This is a genomic window from Trichocoleus desertorum ATA4-8-CV12 (genome assembly GCA_019358975.1).
GTDB classification, from domain to species: domain Bacteria; phylum Cyanobacteriota; class Cyanobacteriia; order FACHB-46; family FACHB-46; genus Trichocoleus; species Trichocoleus desertorum_A.
Genome location: JAHHIL010000001.1, coordinates 541,718 through 558,024 on the forward strand (window position 1 = coordinate 541,718; position 16,307 = coordinate 558,024).

Below are 16,307 nucleotides of genomic sequence, written 5' to 3' on the forward strand. Positions count from 1 at the left end.
CACTGAATGAAAGGGCAACTTAGTATGGCGCAAGCACCTGTTTCTCCGGTGGTGCTAGTCATCTTAGATGGTTGGGGATACCGGGAAGAAACTGATGGCAATGCCATTGCCGCCGCCAAAACACCCGTGATGAATAGCCTTTGGGCCGTTTATCCTAAAACTTTGATTCGGACCTCGGGCAAGGATGTGGGTTTGCCTGAAGGTCAGATGGGAAACTCTGAAGTCGGCCATCTCAACATTGGAGCGGGGCGAATTGTGCCGCAAGAGTTGGTGCGAATTTCCGATGCAGTAGAAGACGGTACCCTGCTCAGCAATCCCGCTCTAGTTAAGGTTTGTCAAGAGGTGAAGCAGCGAGGTACTAAGCTGCACTTGGTCGGACTTTGCTCCGAAGGTGGAGTTCACTCTCATCTCAGCCATCTGTTTGGGCTACTGGACTTAGCTAAGCACCAAGCGATCGCGGATGTCTGTATCCATGCCATCACCGATGGTCGGGACACCCAACCGAACGATGGTAAGGAGACCCTTCTTAGCCTCCAAGCCTACATCGATCACATTGGTGTGGGTCGTATTGCCACTCTTTGTGGTCGCTATTACAGTATGGACCGCGATCACCGTTGGGATCGGGTACAACGGGTCTATGACGTAATGACAACGGATGGCTCTGGAGATGGTCGCTCGGCTCTGGAAGTGCTGCTGGCTGCTTACACAGAAGGCACAACGGATGAGTTTCTACTCCCTACTCGGATTGCGCCAGGCGCGATCGCACCGGGAGATGGCGTGATCTTCTTCAACTTCCGTCCCGATCGGGCTCGTCAACTTACTCAAGCTTTTGTCGATCCCAACTTTAAGGGGTTTGAGCGAGAGCAAGTTCAACCGTTAACCTTTGCTACCTTCACGCAATACGACTCAAATCTGCCCGTCTTAGTAGCGTTTGAGCCGCAGAACCTTAGCAATATCTTAGGCGAAGTTATTGCAAGTCATGGCTTAAACCAGTTCCGCACCGCTGAAACGGAAAAGTACGCTCACGTCACCTACTTCTTCAACGGCGGGATTGAAGAACCATTTGCTGGGGAAGACCGAGAGCTTGTTCCCAGTCCGATGGTGGCTACTTACGATCGCGCCCCTGCCATGTCAGCCGAAGCAGTGACAAATGTGGCGATCGCCGCAATTGAAAAGCAGATTTACTCACTGATTGTGATCAACTATGCCAACCCCGACATGGTGGGGCATACGGGACAGATTGAAGCGACAGTGCAGGCGCTGCAAACAGTGGACCGATGTTTGGGCCGCTTGTTAGAGAGTATTGGCAAAGCTGGCGGCACCGCCTTGATTACGGCTGACCACGGCAACGCCGAGTATATGCGGGATGAGCGGGGTAGCGCTTGGACAGCCCACACGACTAATCCAGTTCCTTTTATTCTGGTAGAAGGGGAAGGGCTGAAAATTCCGGGTCATGGAACCGATGTTTCCCTGCGCTCGGATGGTTGTTTGGCAGACATTGCCCCAACAATTTTGGATATTCTGAAACTACCGCAGCCACCGGAAATGACAGGTCGTTCCATGATTCAGCCAGCTACTCTTGATGTGCGGGCGAATCGAACCCCTGTCCGGGTGTCTCTGTAGAATTTCTATTTCGTTAAACCTACTGCAATTGAGCTGGCTGCAATGACACTGACTACGATCATTCAAGTAATATGGGCCTTGTCAGCGCTGGGCCTGATTGTCCTAGTTCTGCTACACAGTCCTAAGGGAGATGGCCTTGGTGGTATTGGTGGGCAAGCCCAACTCTTCACGAGCACCAAGAGTGCTGAAACCACATTGAACCGAGTCACCTGGACTTTGGTGGTGGTCTTTATGTCCTTAACGGTGGGTCTTAGTGCTGGATGGTTTAATCGATAGAATTGTCTGGCATTTTGTTGAAGGTCATGCATTGGTTACAGAGGCGATCGCTGCTACTGCTGGGTAGAAACCGATCGCCTTTTTCGTATACAAAAAATGGTCAGAGGTCGTGCGATCGCCAACTGAAGCAGCTTCGCAGTTTAGGGTTGGTTTTAGGCACCATTGGGATGGTTGTGACTATTGCGCTTTGGGTCAGCGCCGCTCCGTCTAGCCCCTCATCTAGCCTAGAGTTACCGCCTCTCCAAGTTCACCCTTTGCCGAGGGCACTGGCCGACTGGCGCGATCGCTCAAATCAGGGTGGCTACTTTGATCAAATGCAACCGCTGCCCGTAGGGGGCTTAATTTGGTCCCAGTTTCCTGTCAAGGTTTATGTTGAGTCACCGATTGCTACAGCATCGACGCTAGGAGTAGCAAAACTAAATGCTCAAGCTCAGGTTTGGACGCAGGCAGTGAAACAAGCAGTGGTGGAATGGCAAGCTTACCTACCCTTGCAATTAGTTGAACACTCGGAGCAAGCAGATATTACGATTTGGCGATCGCCGCCTCCTTTAACCAAAGGGGGATCGAAACCTGGCGATCGCAATTACCGAGTCCGCTCCGCCGAAACCCGCTACGAACTTTACACCAAGCAAGCGGGTAATGCGTTACCTGTTCTACTTCACTACTGCACAATTTGGTTGCGTCCTAGCCAAACTCCTCAATACATCCAGGCCGCAGCTCGCCACGAACTAGGTCACGCCTTGGGTCTTTGGGGCCATAGCCCTCTGCAAACTGACGCCCTTTATTTTTCGCAAGTGCGCAATCCAGCCGCTATTTCTCCGAGAGATGTCAACACCTTGAAGCGAGTTTATCAGCAGCCCACCCGTCTAGGTTGGCCTCTACCTTCTGCGGCAATACCCTGAGCTGAGAACCAACCCCCTCTAATAGCAGGGCTGTTTCATGTTACAAGAGGAAAATTGAAATGTGGTTCAACTCCCTGCACTGCCCCCTAAATCCCCCAATTCTGTGGGACTTTGAGTCTTGTTCCCCCCAAATTTGGGGGGCTAGGGGGGCCTGGTTCGGAACGCTTTCGTTGTATGAAACAGCCCTGCCCTCTAATAGGCTGATTCAACTCGGCTACCAACTTGAACCCGCCCTCGTTGTAATACCTGGGCGTAAAGCTCTTCTATCTGTGTGATGTTGCCATTCAGGGTGTAGCGTTCTAGAACTCGTTGGCGGGCCTTTTGGCCTAACAAAGCCGCCAGTTCCGGTAAGTTACGGAACATGGGCAAAATGTGGCGTAATTGACCATGCACGCCTTGGGGCTTCAAAATGACGCCCGCATCCCCACTGACTCCACTTCCCGCTAAAACTTCCCCGTCTGCCCCAGCGTCGGTCGCGATACAAGCAACGCCACAGGCCATTGCCTCTAACAGAGACAACGATAACCCCTCTACAAAAGAAGGCAAGATAAATACATCTGAACCGCACAAAATCTCGATGCGGCGCTGCTCGTTGGCTTCAAACCCTAACCATAGAATGCCTGCATCTGAGCCATAAAACGGTTCTAGTGAGGGTCTCAGGGGGCCGTCTCCCACAATGACTAGCTTGCAGTCCGGTCCCATATTCGCCTGTTTCCAGCCACGTAGTAAAGACTCAACGTTTTTCTCTAAAGCAATGCGGCCTTGATAAACATAGACTTGTTGGGCATCTAACTCCGCTTTGAGACGGGAAGAACCTGGAGAATATTTTTGAACATCAACTCCGTTCGGAATCACCGCCACTCTGTCCGGAGAAACGCCTAAGCGTACCAACAAATCTCGTTGAATATCAGAAAAGACAATGACACTATCGTAGTTGGCGAGAAAAGGTGCGTAGAGCTGGTACGTCAAGTGCTGAGTACTCGAAGTTAGCCTACGCCTGCGATCGAAAGCAGGATGAAAGGTAGCCACCAAGGGCAAATCTAGCTCAGCACAAATCTCTGGCAGTAAAAAGTCGAGGGGCGATAGCGTTAAGGAAGCGTGGACAATATCAGGCTTGAGTTCCCGGAGCGCCTGCGCCAGAACTTTGCTGGATTTGAGGGTGGGAATGGTGTAAACCTGAGATTTGTAAAGAAAGGGAATGGAGACTTCCTGATAGTCTGACCAGGCTGCTGCGGTGTCTTCTTCCTGGGCAAAGTGGAGAAAGCTAACCTGGTATCCCCGATCTAGCAGATTGTTGGTAACTTCCCGGCTATAAGTAACGTTGCCGCAAAAGGGCGATTTTTTTCCAAGCCAAGCAATGTGCATTCAGATGAGTGTCAACTTATGATTTGTCAGTGTTGGCTAACGGATTTGATCCTGTACGGGAAATATACCAGGTCAGGAGCCCTCCTGCGATCGCCAACAGTGCCAAGCTGACAAATACAGCCCGCAAACCCAGAAATGTCTCAGCCACACCCGCTAAAGCCAAGGGCAAACTCAAAGCAATATTAATGGCATTATTTTGCAAACCAAAGATCTTCCCTCGCATTTCTTCCGGGGTTTCTTCTTGGATCGTGGTTTGCATGGGCACCCCAATAATGGCGGCAAAGCCACCTAGGGCGGTAAGTAGTAGCAATACAGGCCAAAGCTGATGGGTAAACACCGCGAGTCCGAGTAGAGAACCTGTCATGCCAATCGAGCCAATCAGGCTCAGCTGATTGTGAGAAAAACGTTGACCGAATTGCCCTAAAACAGCCGCTCCACCCGCCATGCCGACACCACCAGCAGCCAGTAGGAAGCCAAACTGCGAAGATTTTATCCCTGGAATGACTTCTGCCAAACGAACTGCCAACACTGCTAGAGCGGCAAAAATTGAGAATAGAATTACCAGTTGTATCAGAGCGCTGCGGACCCGGGTATGCTGCCTCAAGTAGTCCAGTCCCTCACGCACGTCTTGCCAGATGTGGGGAGATTCTTCTTGAGTGACGGTTACTTTTTCATTAGTTTTCAGCAATAGCAAAATTAAACCCGCGATCGCATAGCCACCGCCTACCACAAGCTCTTTGCCAATACTGAGACCGCCACTGATTTGCGTCATGATGTGGTCAGCGATCGCTAGTAGCGGCTCCCCCACGGCAAAGCCAATAATTACAGAAGCCATCATGGTGGTTGTATAGAGGGAATTGGCTGACAACAAATGCCGTCGCTCTACCATCAAGGGAATGGCAGATTGTTCCGCTGGGGCAAAAAACTGAGTCAAGGTTGAGACTAGAAAAGTCACGCCTAGTAAGAGGCCAAAGCCGATGGGGAAGCCTCCGAGCGGTGCCCAACCTTGAGAAATCCAGAGCAGTGGGGGCAAGGTTAAGACCAAACCACCCCGCAACAAATTTGTAATGACCAGCACAGGCTTCTTCGGCCAGCGATCGACTAGCGCTCCGGCGACAGAGCCAAACAAAACGGCTGGAATCGTAAAGGCAATCATGATCGAAGAGACCCAGCCGCTAATCGTTTGGTCTTCCGCTTGGAAGCGAGTCGCGATCAGCGCGATCATTAGCACTAAGTAAACTTTGTCGGCCAATTGCGAAAAAACTTGGCCGCTCCACAAGGCTAGAAAATTACGATTTTTGAGAACTGGCAGAAACCCCTGCTCAAAGTCTGGCTCTACATCGGGAGGTTCGCTGTGGAGAGTAGTGCCATTGCCATTGCTAGGCGTTAAATGGCTGTTTCCAGGGGCAGGGGCTAAACCTGCTAAGGTGCTAGGGCCACTATTGCTAGGGCCATTATGATGATCGACGGTTGGCGATCGCTCATCTTCTGTCGCAGAAAATTGAGAAGTTTCGTCTGCCACTTCCTTGTGCTGCTCTGCTTTAACGACCTCAGCTAAATCTTCTTGAGAAAGGCGACTAGTGGCTGGATTAAATCTAGCTTGATCTTCTCCCGCAAAGGCGTCGCGATCGCCGTTGGAGTGGGAATGATAGCGGTTACCAACTTCCATCCCAGAGTTGGCATGGTTGAGGGATGGCAAAGCCAGCAGTTGCAAATCAGAATCCGACAATCGCATCATAGTTGAGGCAGTTAGGGAGCAGTTGGCACAGACAGGAAACAGGTATCAATCAAGGCAGCGGAGCGAATCGGACGCTCGAAATGATATTGGGCACACTGGCGTAGAATCCGCTCGACCTTGAGCCATGCAGCTTGGTAAGCCAAGGTATTAAACGCATTTTGCTCAAATTCTACAGAAAACGCATCTAACTGAAGGAGTTCAGGTTGAGCAAGTTGTTGCAAAAGAGATAGTTCAACTGCGTTGAGTTGGAGACTGGCAACAGCAGGTTTTTGCTGATGGTTCACGATGTGATAGTTGGCAGCAGCAGCGATCGCCTGACCTGTAGATGGAGCAATAGCAGTCACAGTAGAGGAGTGGCGATCGCGCAGGATCGGTTTTGCAGGGCTGTCCTGCGTGCCTCTAGCAGAATAAAATCCAGCATTTTTATCGCGAGACGGTGATCCAGTTCGTTCTCCTAAGCGCTCTAGTTCTGCCAAATCGATCGCACCCCCTGCTGCTATATTGAAGCCAATCCGCCAGTTGTCATCGTTCAAGGCTGGAGTGAGAGGACGTTGAGTGATGCAGCAGATTTGTACCTGGGGTGCGACCCCTGCCAAAGCGAGTAGGTGGAAGATCGCTTGAGTTAAACGGGCCAAAACACCAAACGATGCTAAACCCTTACCCGCACTGCTACTAGATAAGCTCTCCAAGCGACACAAGTGTTCATTGAATAGGCAAAATAACTCTTCTTGGGGTTGATCGCTCAGCGCCTGACAGAGAACCAACTCTGCTAAGTACTGGCTGGCAGTTAACTTAGCTAAGTCTTGGCTTAACCCTGGGTAAGATTCCAAGGTTTCTGCTTGGCTAATTTTATCGAGCGATCGCCCCTTTGAAATCAGTAGTTCATTGACGACAAACAGGCCGCTCCGCCCCCCCAGTTTGGAGTGGTGCTTGCGTGCCCCTGGTGCCACAACCCGAATCAATCCATGTTCCCGCGTCAAGATGGTGAGCAAGCGATCGGACTCGCCGAGAGGGGCACCCTTGAGATTAATTCCAGTGGCTTTATAAGTTCGACTCATACAGAAGTCAAGGCAAGGGTTACAGGCAAGAGAGCAGCAACAAAAAGTTGGGGTCGCTACCCATCAGCTTCTTGCCCCGTACCTCTCACCCTTTCTAGGGTATCGCGTTGACGTAGGAGATCGACGCTGTGGGACGTACCCAAGCGAGTTGCCCCTGCCACAATTAAATCTAGGGCTTGATCAGCAGTACGAATGCCCCCCGATGCCTTGATCCCTACTCGGTCCCGCGTTATTTCTTTTAATAGGCGGACATCGTCAACCGTTGCTCCCCCATGCCATCCGGTGCTCGTTTTGAGAAATGCCGCTCCAGCGTCCATGCAAATCTCCGCCGCTAACTGCTTTTCGGCAGGGGTGAGGAGGGTGGTTTCTAAGATGACCTTGATTGTTTGATCAGTCGCTTCTCGGATGGCGGCAATTTCCTGAAACAGCTCATTGGTTTTTCCAGTTTTGAGCCAGTTTAGATTCAGCACCACATCCAATTCAGTGGCTCCATTTTCTGCGGCCTCTTGAGCTTCGTAGAGCTTGACAGCAGAGGTGGTAGCGCCTGTGGGAAAGCCAATGACGGTGCAAACTTTGGGTCGCTGGTTGTGGAGAAGATGGGTCGCTTGACGCACGAAAATGGGAGAGACGCAAACCGCCGCAAACTTAAAGCGTATGGCCTCATCGCACCACTGCTCAACCTTCTCTGGGCTGGCGATGGGGCTGAGAAGGGTGTGGTCAATAAACGGCGCAAGGTCAATATCTATATCAGATGCAGCCATTATTGGTTCTTCACTAGCAGCTTATCCTCCACTTGTATCAGAAAGTTAAGCCATTCGCTCAGGTTTAGGACTTGAGTGGAGAAAGTTTCGCGATCGGTAGGTGAGTTTATGCAAACTTCATCAATATTCGCTCTAATTGAGTCTCAGTATTGTTGCCCAATTCTTTGAGCTTAGCTATGTTGAAATGGTGTGAAGATTTGTAAATAAAACTGTATTTTAGGTGCTTCTATGACAGGCCGTGCATCCCAAAACTCGCAAACTTGGACTGAGTTAGGCAATCGACGGCATTTTCTGAAGTACTTGGCTGGCAGTGCGATCGCCTCAGTCACTTTGGGTTACTTGCGTCCTCCCTTGGCGCAGGGGCATGAAGGGCATCAGCATGATCTAACCACTGCTATGACTCCAGCTTGTTCCAGTACCTCGCCTAGTCAAGTCGCATTGGATCGCAAAGGGCAACCCCTTCAAGTGAAATCGCTACTAAGTAGTGCCAAGCCAGGTAGCCGCATTCCGGTCAAAGGATTGCCTAAGCAAGCCACAGCCTATCTAGTGATCAATGAGCAAGCTCAAATCGCAGCCTATGCGATTAAGCCTGTTTGTCCTCACCGAGGTTGTGTAGTCGATTGGCAACCTCAACAAAATCGTTTTTTCTGCCCTTGCCATGATTCCGAGTTTGACGCGAAGGGGCGCGTACTTAAAGGGCCTGCAAAGGCGGCTCTACCTCTTGTCACCGTGGCTATTACTGGCAACCAAGTACGCCTTGCAGATTGCCAACCTGCAAGTTCACGTTAGGGCAAAGCTAGCTAGTGGAACCGCTGATCTAAAACATTTGAAGAGTGGACAGGATGCCTGCTCTACGTTCTACTTTTGCGGGGTGCTTTGAGATGGGCGACTTGGCTGAAACGGTGTTACCTTGCCACCTAACGCTTCGACAATAGTGCGGGTATTGATCACCATCATGTTGATGTAGGAGTCACCGTCACTTCCAGGAGCACCAATCGAGTCTGAGTAGAGCGATCGCGGGGCAAGCTGGACGCCTGCTTCTTGAGCCACGGTTTTGATCAGAGCTGAATTAATTGTGGTTTCGGCAAAAATAGCAGGCACTTGAGCGGACTTCACCGCCTCGACTAGCCGCTGCACAGTCTGAGCGCTGGGCTGTTCTTCGGTGCTGATGCCGATTAGGGTACCAATAATGTCGAGGTCGTAAGTGCGGGCATAGTACTGGAAGGCATCGTGAGTGGTGACTAAGCGCCGTTTCTCTGGTGGAATGGTTTGGATTTGTTGAGCAATCCAGGCATCTAATTCTTGGAGCTGGGTGGTAAGTTGAGTGGCATTTTGGGTAAAGCGATCGCGATCGTCGGGGGAGAGTTCAATTAAGGCATCTCGAATCGCTGCGACCATTTGAATCACATTTTTGACACTGCCCCAAACATGCGGATCGGGGACTGTTTCTCGTTCTCCTTTTTGGAGCTGTAGCGGTTTCACAACTTCGCCCACTGCCACTTTCCGCGCACCTCCCCCAGCAGCATTCATCAGCTTAATCAGGCTAGGCTCCAGGTTGTAGCCGTTGTAGAGAATCAGGTCGGCTTTTTCTAATTCTCGGCTGTCGGCTGGCACAGGTTCATAAACGTGAGGATCGGCTCCAGGCTCGAGAATGCCAGTTAGCTGGATTTCGTCTTCAGCAATTTGAGCGGTTAAGTCTGTGAGGATAGTGCTGGTAGAAACCACGCTAGGCTTAGCCGTGCTATTGGCAGTAGAGCGATTCGGGGTAGACGGGGACTCTAGAGCACAGCCACCTAAAAGAAAACTAAGCAAGAAGCCAGCGATCGCCTGTCGATATCGATAACCCTGTTTATCAAGACCTGAGGCGGGGGATGAAGTGGAGGCTATAGCAAGAATTGACATATGTTTTCATATTTCTTTCACTTTTTAAGTTACCCTAATTTCATATTCCTTTCATTTTTGCTCAGGCCATTGGAGATCTTGCCATGAAGACGCAACCCCCGCCTTTTGATATAGGTTCAACCCAGAGATCAGATGCGCAAATAGTCTATATGAATGGCAATGACACAATTTCGGTGCGTCAGTTGGCGGTGCAGTACCGAGCGGTGCAGGCACTCAGAAATATCAACTTCATGATTAAGCCTGGGCGGTTAGTCGGGATTATTGGTCCGAACGGCGCAGGTAAAAGCACGCTGCTGCAAGCGATGTTGGGCTTGCTTCCTAGCAACCACGGTACGGTTTTATTAGGCAATCAGCCGCTAGCCGATCAATTGGCACGAGTCGCTTATGTGCCCCAGCGATCGCAGATTGACGGGACTTACCCTGCCACTGTCTGGGATGTGGTGATGATGGGCCGTGTGCGTAAAACAGGCTGGTTCCGCCGCTTTTCGGCCACGAGTCGTCATTTAGCAGCAGCAGCTCTAGAGCGGGTGGGGATGAGCGCTTATCGGCATCGTCCGATTGGTCAGCTTTCCGGGGGGCAGCAACAGCGAGTCTTTTTGGCGCGATCGCTAGCCCAGGAAGCAGACATTTATTGCTTCGATGAGCCCTTCGTGGGTATTGACCAAAAAACGCAGGATGTAATTTTCCAGATTTTTCATGAGCTAGCCCATGCAGGCAAAATGGTGGTGGTGATTAATCACGACTTGGGCGAATCGATTACCCATTTCGATGACTTGATTTTGCTCAACACAGAATTAATTGCCAGTGGTCCTCGCGAACAAGTGCTCAGCAGCGAAAACCTTTACCGAGCTTATGGTGGCAAAGTTGTATTCCATGCTGGAGCAGCCGCCTAATGTTGCAAGCACTGCTAGAGCCTTTGCAGTACGAGTTTATGCAGCGATCGCTGGTGATTGCGATTTTGGTCGGGCTGATCTGCGCGGTCGTGGGCAGCTACTTGATGGTGCAACGCTTGGCCCTGCTAGGAGACGCGATTAGTCATTCGGTGCTGCCTGGTTTGGCGATCGCGTTTATAGTGGGAGCCAATATTTTTGTCGGAGCGTTTATTGCGGGTGTCTCAAGTACGATGGCGATCGCTTGGATTCGAGCGCGATCGCCGATTAAAGAAGATGCAGCGATGGGGATTGTGTTCTCGGCCTTTTTTGCCCTCGGAGTCACGCTGATTACGCTGATTCAGAAAGATAACAAGATTGACCTGAATCACTTTCTGTTTGGCAATATTTTGGGCGTAACCCGACAGGAAGTATTAGACACAGCTTTGATCTCAGCTTTTGTTTTACTAGTCGTCGTCCTACTTTACAAAGAATTACTGTTTTACACTTTCGACCCCTTAGGAGCGCAAGCCGCAGGCTTACCTGTCAATCTCCTCAACTTTGGGCTGATGGTGCTAATTGCCCTGACGATTGTCGCCAGCATGAAAACAGTGGGTGTCATTCTAGTCTTGGCGCTCTTGATTACGCCGGGAGCTACAGCTTATCTGCTAGTGCAGCGGCTACACCACGTCATGTTATTGGGGGCGGGCATTGGCATTACGGCCAGTGTCAGTGGCATGTATCTCAGCTATTTCTACAATGTGCCTTCTGGGCCTGCGATTGTTTTGGTGGTGTCGGGGCTGTTTTTGTTGGCTCTACTGTTTAGTCCCACGCAAGGGGTGTTCACGTATCCCGCTGCCAAACAAGGAGAACCGCTGTTATGGCGGGAGTTGAAGGGCTTATTGCGCGGATAGTGTCAGCTGTCGATGACCTGGGTCGCGATAGGATAACAAAAGTGTCTTGCAAATTGTGAAGACACGTGAATAAAGTTATCGCGATCGCCCCTTTAAAGTGATGCAAACCAAAGGCAAAGTTGAAGTAGGTAGTGTCGCTCCCGATTTTACGCTACCTGACCAAACCGGAGCACCCGTCAACCTCAAAGACTTGATCGGCCAGAAGAACATTGTGCTGTACTTCTACCCCAAAGACGACACTCCTGGCTGTACCAAAGAATCCTGCGCGTTTCGGGATAGCTACACTGTGTTTCAAGACGCAGGCGCAGAGGTGATCGGTATTAGCGCTGATTCTCCCGAATCTCATCAACAATTTGCAGCGAAGTACCAACTGCCTTTTACCTTGCTGAGTGACAGTGGCTCTCAGGCTAGAAAGCTCTACGGTGTGCCTGCTACGTTGGGTTTACTGCCTGGTCGTGTGACTTATGTAATCGATCGCCAAGGCATTGTGCGCCATATTTTTAACTCTCAACTCAACTTCCAGGCTCATGTTGAGGAGTCTCTAAAAGCCTTGCGACAACTGCCCACAGACAGCCAAAAAGCCTAATCAGCCGTATTTGTGGGGCACAAAACCTTAACCAGAACAACCAACATAGGGGAATAGCAAAAAGGAGGAAAGATGGTGACTTCATCCTCCCTCCTGGTTTTGGTATGGGAACTAGTTAGCTAGTAGAGGCAGGTTATAGCTTCACAGAATTCAGCTTTTCTACCGCAGCATGATCACTATGGGCAGTCTTACCATTTTTGCCATTCGTAGCGGTCTGGCCGTTAGGGTTGCGAGGCTGAATCACCCCGTAGCCACCGTGATTCCGTTCGTAAACCACGTTGATTTCACCCGTCTCAGCATTCCGGAACATATAGAAGTCATGATCGACTAACTCTAACTGCTCCCGTGCTTCGTGAATGGTCATCGGTGGCATGGCGAAATACTTGGTTCGCACTACGTCTTCTGGGAGTTCTGGCGTGCGATCGCCAATCAAAGTCTCCACAGGTCGCTGCTCTACTACAACGCCTGTACGGATTTGGACTTGATTCTTGTCTTGCCGCTTTTCTTTGAACTTGCGGAGTTGGCGGGCGATTTTGTCAGCAACTAGGTCAATGCTTGCGTAGAGGTTTTCGCTGCTCTCCTCAGCCCGAATCACAGTCCCGTTGGCGTAAATTGTGACTTCTGCGGTTTGTTTGGTAGGGTTTATCCGAGGGTTGCGGGCCACAGACAGATGCACGTCAACTTCGGTCGTTAAATTCTGAAAGTGGTTAACCGCCTTTTCAATCTTCTGATGCACATACTCATGAATCGCATCGGTGATTTCAATGTTTTTGCCCTGGATAACAAGCTTCATAAAGCTTCCTTCCCTTGGAATTTGGGTGTTAGTTTCACCCTAGCACTTTGTATTCTGGAGAACAGGGGCCTTTAAAATCTTTTGCATCTATTGATAATTCTTGATTTCGCTACGTCACATAAATCCTGAAATTGCGTTAAATTTCGCTTGATTTTGTTAATGGAATTGAGTACACCCCCATTCAAGGTCTCCGTACCAGATCTGACCCCTGCTGACTGTCGGCTCTACACACCGGGGTTGGTACCTTACGAGGTGGCTTGGGGTTGGCAGCGATCGCTCGTCGCTCAACGGCGCGAAAACCCAGAACTCAGCGACGTGTTGCTGCTGTTAGAACACCCCCCCGTTTATACCCTCGGCCAAGGTGCTAGTTTAGATTTTCTCAAGTTTAATCCTGCCCAAAGCGATTTCCAATTGTGTCGAGTGGAGCGGGGCGGAGAAGTCACTTATCACTGCCCAGGACAGGTGGTGGGCTATCCCATTTTGAACCTGAACCGCTATCGCAAAGACTTGCATTGGTATCTACGGCAGCTAGAAGAAGTGTTGCTGCAAGTGCTGGCAGCGTATGGATTGCAGGGAGAGCGCTATGCTGGGTTGACAGGAGTTTGGGTGGAAGGCCGCAAACTGGCAGCGATTGGGATTAAAGTCAGCCGTTGGATTACGATGCATGGCTTTGCCTTCAACGTTTGTCCTGACTTATCTGGTTTTCAACACATTGTGCCCTGTGGCATCGTTGACAAACCTGTGGGCAGTTTGGCTGAGTTTGTGCCTGACGTGAAGCTAGAGCAAGTGCAACAACAGGTCGCGATCGCATTTGCTCAGGTGTTTGGGGTGACGCTAGTCCAATCTGCTGCCGATGACCGCACTCATTTGGATTTGGCAACGGGTGCGACCCTAGACTAGGCTAAAGAACGCAATTTGATTCCATAGAGCAGTTAGAAGCCATTGTTTCCCGATTTAAACCCTTTTCTTTACCGTCCCTCAGGCGATCGCCTAAATGCTACCCATCGCTTTGATGGTTGGTCTTTAGCAGCACGCGATCCACAAGTTCTTCAAGCTTGGATGCCGATTTGGGGTTGGCTATACCATCACTATTTCCAAGTTCAAACAGACGGTTGGCAGCACGTGCCTCAGCAAGGCCCAATGCTCATTGTGGGCTCTCATAATGGCGGGTTGGTTGCCCCGGATATGTTTATGCTTTTGTATGACTGGGTGCAACGCTTTGGCCCAGAGCGCTTAGCCTATGGCCTGATGCATCCCAGTGTTTGGCAAGCACCTCTTCCCTGGGTGGCTCAAGCTGCGGCTCAGATTGGGGCTGTGATTGCCCACCCGCAAATGGCGATCGCTGCTTTACGTCGGGAGGCTGCGGTGCTGGTTTATCCTGGCGGACCGCAAGATGTCTTTCGGCCTCATAGCCAACGCCACCAAATCCAGTTTGCTGGACGACGAGGCTTTATAAAATTAGCCCTGCGCGAAGGTGTACCCATGGTTCCGGTGATTTCGGAAGGGGCACATGATACCTTCTTCGTCCTCGGCGATTTTTACGAGCAGGCTCAGCAATTACACGAGTGGGGGATGCCCTGGTTACTAGGGATTGATCCGGTGGTGTTTCCCCTGTACTTAGGATTGCCTTGGGGATTAGGAATTGGGCCTTTGCCCCACATTCCGCTCCCCATACAAATTCACACTCGTATTTGTGCGCCCATTGTGTTTGAGCGCTCTGGTCGAGCCGCTGCTAGCGATCGCGCTTACGTAGAAGTTTGTTACCAGCAAGTTTGTCATCAGATGCAGACGGAGCTAGACCACTTGGTGGCAGAAGTCGCAGCAGCTAAGCGATCGCCTCAGAAGTAGCTCTACTTTAGACAGAGTTCACTGCTCTGGGTTCTCAATTAAGCTTGAATCTAATGCTTTTGCCGCAGCCCTAGCCAGTTTACCTAGTAGGACTACTACAATGCCTGGTAACAGCCTTGTCAACCAGAACGCGTGAAAAAACGTAAATTTTGGTTGATTACACCCCAGTAAGGGGATGTAAGGTTGAGAACAGGGTAAGTACGAAATCAATCAAGCCATCACAGCGCTAAACCTGCACAACTGACTTAAACAAAATTTGGGTGTGAGCTTAGTCAAGACGCTGTAACAGTAATTAGGGTTGTGCATCTACTGAAAAAACGCAACATGGCTGCACCTGGTTAACCTCTAGTGCCTAGACCTGTAAGCCATGCTTCAGTGAATTTCTCCTCCGCTCGACGGTGCGACTGCATTCAGGCGGCTATTTGGTGCACTCCATGTTTAATCCTTCACCCACGGACGATGCGACTTCGTTTCCGGCAGAGTTAAATCTCTTACGTGCTCAAGCGGCTCGTTCTAGCCCCGCTCGACGACTGAACGCTGTTAAATCAAGATTTGGAGATAGCCAGTCCACCTCATCCGTTGCTTCAGAGCGATTGGGGCCGTTAGGGCTTGTGCCTGCCCAAACCTCAGAAGCAAGAAATCGGCGATCGCCTGAGTCCGAGGCAGGATACGGTTTTTCTAGCCTGATCGATAGCTACGCGGCTCCTTTAGCGCCCATGCGAGAACGAGATTTAACGGCTCTTGGGGGTCTATTTGAGCGAGACGATATTCACGACGTTGAGACAGATATCATCCGCAATCTGCTCACCCGTTGGCCAGAACCCTGCTGGGATGATGACCCCTTTGAGTTTCTGCAAGAGTTCCTCTGAGGAAACAAAATAGACAAAGCAAAATAAGCACCAGAAATACAACTGATGCTCTGAACAGAACTGTTTGATGGTTCTAGGGTTGATGGTTCTAGGGGTTGCTAGAACGGAATGTCATCGTAGTCTGGTTCTACCGCTGGAGGAGCTGGAGGCTTAGAGCGGGTCGCGGCAGGAGTAGCAGGCGTACGGGCAGCGTCAGCTGTGCTCATGGCAGGCGCAGTTTGGGTCGCAGGAGTAGCAGGCGTACGGGCAGCAGCGGGAGCAGAGGCTACTCTAGCGGCTGTGGCTGCGGCAGGAACAGCAGCGCTACTAGAAGTGCCATCTAGGCTGTGGATGCGCTGTACCGTTAGTTCAGCACGTTTTTCCTTAAAGCCTTCGGGCCGCTCAATTGTATTCATATTCAAACGACCTTCAATCACCACGCGATCGCCTTGGTGATAACGCTCTTGAATTTCCTGAGCGAGATTACCCCACCCCACAACTTTAAGGGTGGCTGGGGGGTCATCTGGCCGCAACCCAGAAAACTGCACTATCATTTCCGTGATCGGAGTTTGAGTATCAGATGTGTAGCGCAGCTGAGGGTCTTGGATAATTTCTGCCATCAAGATACAGCTATTCATAAATCAAAATTCTCCTAATCCCAGGGAGTAAGTTTAGGGCGACAGGAACTGTGATATCAATCGTGACTCATGCTTTACCCTAGTAGATCTACATCCTAAGAGTTAAGTGATGGTTTGGGGCTTAGACACAGCTTCTTCTCAATCTCAGCTACCAGTTCTCTAATCTTAATTTTAGTACATTCGTAC

17 protein-coding genes are annotated in these 16,307 nt (G+C 50.6%); 10 read left to right on the plus strand and 7 right to left on the minus strand.

Annotated elements, in window-relative coordinates:
• The first annotated feature begins 24 nt into the window (after nucleotides 1–24).
• From gpmI to KME12_02440, 3 genes are all read left to right on the plus strand, one after another.
• A complete protein-coding gene (gene gpmI, locus KME12_02430; GenBank protein ID MBW4486626.1) occupies nucleotides 25–1,623 on the plus strand; it encodes a 2,3-bisphosphoglycerate-independent phosphoglycerate mutase in 1,599 nt (532 codons plus the stop codon).
• 42 nt (nucleotides 1,624–1,665) lie between these two features.
• Complete coding sequence (gene secG, locus KME12_02435; GenBank protein MBW4486627.1) at nucleotides 1,666–1,899, plus strand: preprotein translocase subunit SecG; 234 nt, start codon at nucleotides 1,666–1,668, stop codon at nucleotides 1,897–1,899.
• Between the two features lie 167 nt (nucleotides 1,900–2,066).
• Nucleotides 2,067–2,801 carry a peptidase gene (locus tag KME12_02440; protein MBW4486628.1) on the plus strand — a complete coding sequence of 245 codons (735 nt, stop codon included), beginning with the start codon at nucleotides 2,067–2,069 and terminating at the stop codon, nucleotides 2,799–2,801.
• Nucleotides 2,802–2,993: 192 nt separating this feature from the next.
• Here KME12_02440 and KME12_02445 read toward each other — a convergent pair whose 3' ends face one another.
• The 4 genes from KME12_02445 to deoC all read right to left on the minus strand — a co-directional run bounded on the left by KME12_02445 (nucleotide 2,994) and on the right by deoC (nucleotide 7,723).
• A complete protein-coding gene (locus KME12_02445; protein MBW4486629.1) occupies nucleotides 2,994–4,166 on the minus strand; it encodes a glycosyltransferase family 4 protein in 1,173 nt (390 codons plus the stop codon).
• A gap of 16 nt (nucleotides 4,167–4,182) precedes the next feature.
• Complete coding sequence (locus KME12_02450) at nucleotides 4,183–5,835, minus strand: MFS transporter (GenBank protein ID MBW4486630.1); 1,653 nt, start codon at nucleotides 5,833–5,835, stop codon at nucleotides 4,183–4,185.
• An 80-nt stretch (nucleotides 5,836–5,915) separates the two neighbouring features.
• Nucleotides 5,916–6,962, minus strand: a complete 1,047-nt coding sequence (gene recO, locus KME12_02455) for a DNA repair protein RecO (protein MBW4486631.1) — start codon at nucleotides 6,960–6,962, stop codon at nucleotides 5,916–5,918.
• Between the two features lie 56 nt (nucleotides 6,963–7,018).
• Nucleotides 7,019–7,723: a deoxyribose-phosphate aldolase gene (gene deoC, locus KME12_02460; GenBank protein MBW4486632.1), complete on the minus strand. Its 705-nt coding sequence runs from the start codon at nucleotides 7,721–7,723 to the stop codon at nucleotides 7,019–7,021.
• 228 nt (nucleotides 7,724–7,951) lie between these two features.
• Here deoC and KME12_02465 point away from each other — a divergent pair, with 228 nt between their 5' ends.
• Nucleotides 7,952–8,512 (plus strand): Rieske 2Fe-2S domain-containing protein, encoded by a 561-nt coding sequence (locus KME12_02465; GenBank protein MBW4486633.1) that lies wholly within the window; start codon nucleotides 7,952–7,954, stop codon nucleotides 8,510–8,512.
• Nucleotides 8,513–8,581: 69 nt separating this feature from the next.
• Here KME12_02465 and KME12_02470 read toward each other — a convergent pair whose 3' ends face one another.
• The gene (locus tag KME12_02470; protein ID MBW4486634.1) at nucleotides 8,582–9,625 is read right to left on the minus strand and encodes a metal ABC transporter substrate-binding protein; all 1,044 of its coding nucleotides are present in this window, start codon (nucleotides 9,623–9,625) and stop codon (nucleotides 8,582–8,584) included.
• A gap of 149 nt (nucleotides 9,626–9,774) precedes the next feature.
• On the opposite strand from KME12_02470, the gene KME12_02475 reads away from it, so the two are divergent.
• From KME12_02475 to KME12_02485, 3 genes are all read left to right on the plus strand, one after another.
• Nucleotides 9,775–10,518, plus strand: a complete 744-nt coding sequence (locus KME12_02475; GenBank protein MBW4486635.1) for a metal ABC transporter ATP-binding protein — start codon at nucleotides 9,775–9,777, stop codon at nucleotides 10,516–10,518.
• Entirely contained in the window at nucleotides 10,518–11,408 is an 891-nt protein-coding gene (locus tag KME12_02480) for a metal ABC transporter permease (GenBank protein MBW4486636.1), read from the plus strand. The genes KME12_02475 and KME12_02480 overlap by 1 nt, the downstream gene beginning before the upstream one ends.
• 100 nt (nucleotides 11,409–11,508) lie before the next feature.
• Nucleotides 11,509–11,994, plus strand: a complete 486-nt coding sequence (locus KME12_02485) for a peroxiredoxin (GenBank protein MBW4486637.1) — start codon at nucleotides 11,509–11,511, stop codon at nucleotides 11,992–11,994.
• 133 nt (nucleotides 11,995–12,127) lie between these two features.
• Here the strand turns inward: KME12_02485 and raiA are convergent, their stop codons facing one another.
• Nucleotides 12,128–12,787, minus strand: a complete 660-nt coding sequence (gene raiA, locus KME12_02490; GenBank protein ID MBW4486638.1) for a ribosome-associated translation inhibitor RaiA — start codon at nucleotides 12,785–12,787, stop codon at nucleotides 12,128–12,130.
• A 159-nt stretch (nucleotides 12,788–12,946) separates the two neighbouring features.
• Between raiA and lipB the strand changes: the two genes are divergently transcribed.
• The 3 genes from lipB to KME12_02505 all read left to right on the plus strand — a co-directional run bounded on the left by lipB (nucleotide 12,947) and on the right by KME12_02505 (nucleotide 15,504).
• Nucleotides 12,947–13,687 (plus strand): lipoyl(octanoyl) transferase LipB, encoded by a 741-nt coding sequence (gene lipB / locus KME12_02495; protein ID MBW4486639.1) that lies wholly within the window; start codon nucleotides 12,947–12,949, stop codon nucleotides 13,685–13,687.
• Between the two features lie 159 nt (nucleotides 13,688–13,846).
• Nucleotides 13,847–14,635, plus strand: coding sequence for an acyltransferase family protein (locus KME12_02500; protein ID MBW4486640.1), 789 nt, complete (start codon nucleotides 13,847–13,849; stop codon nucleotides 14,633–14,635).
• 398 nt (nucleotides 14,636–15,033) lie between these two features.
• The gene (locus KME12_02505) at nucleotides 15,034–15,504 is read left to right on the plus strand and encodes a hypothetical protein (GenBank protein ID MBW4486641.1); all 471 of its coding nucleotides are present in this window, start codon (nucleotides 15,034–15,036) and stop codon (nucleotides 15,502–15,504) included.
• Nucleotides 15,505–15,602: 98 nt separating this feature from the next.
• On the opposite strand, the gene KME12_02510 is transcribed toward KME12_02505, so the two are convergent.
• A complete protein-coding gene (locus KME12_02510) occupies nucleotides 15,603–16,121 on the minus strand; it encodes a single-stranded DNA-binding protein (GenBank protein MBW4486642.1) in 519 nt (172 codons plus the stop codon).
• Between the last annotated feature and the right edge of the window lie 186 nt (nucleotides 16,122–16,307).